The sequence below is a fragment of the Lacisediminihabitans profunda genome, assembly GCF_008040105.1.
GTDB lineage: Bacteria > Actinomycetota > Actinomycetes > Actinomycetales > Microbacteriaceae > Lacisediminihabitans > Lacisediminihabitans profunda.
Genome location: NZ_VRMG01000111.1, coordinates 1 through 669, shown reverse-complemented (window position 1 = coordinate 669; position 669 = coordinate 1). Strand labels below are relative to the sequence as shown.

At 65.6% G+C, this 669-nt stretch carries 1 protein-coding gene; it reads left to right on the top strand.

Features of this window, described 5'->3' with window-relative positions; all coding sequences use genetic code 11:
* Positions 1–382, top strand: a 382-nt coding sequence (locus tag FVP33_RS19845) for a hypothetical protein (RefSeq protein ID WP_222706808.1), incomplete at its 5' end; no start/stop codon positions are given.
* Positions 383–669: the final 287 nt, after the last annotated feature.

Here is a 669-nt window from a genome sequence, read left to right as displayed (position 1 = left end):
CTCACACGGCCCACGATCGTCGGCGCCGAGCAATGCCCCGAGTCAAGCACCAACTGCCACGGCCACGCCGATCAACGCGGCCGATCCCGCCACCTGGATCGTCTCCGAAACCGGCATCGGCCCCTTCCAGCTGGGCGCGAACCTGAAGAAGGTAACCGCGGATCTCATAGGCCTGTCCGCCGATACTAAGAATTGCCCAAACCCTAGGGCGGCGTTCTTCACCGGCACGGATGTGGGTATAGCCGTGTTCGTCGATAGTGCGGGAAACATAGTCGGGGTGGACGCCAGCCCCACCCGCCCCCGCGGCCTCGCTTGCCCGCACACCGCACTGGGAATCGGCTACAGCTCGACGGCAGCGGAGTTAACGTCCGCCTACCCCTAGATTGAGCGAACCGACTACTATCCCGACGGTAGCTTTCCGCTCTATACCGGGAAGACGGCCTCAGGCTCGTGGTTCACCTTCAGCGTGGTCGCCGCGACTCAGGCGGTCGGCAGCATGGGAGTCTGGCCGGGCACAAGACCACCCTACGAATACTGCGGGTGGCAGACACCGCCGTTAACGACGGATGGCCGGCGAGTCTCCTCGCCGGCCATCCGTGTGCTGCTGCTGACGCCTCGATCGCGGCGACCGGCTCCTCGATCGCTTCGCGCCCCGGCTGGCGCTTGGTC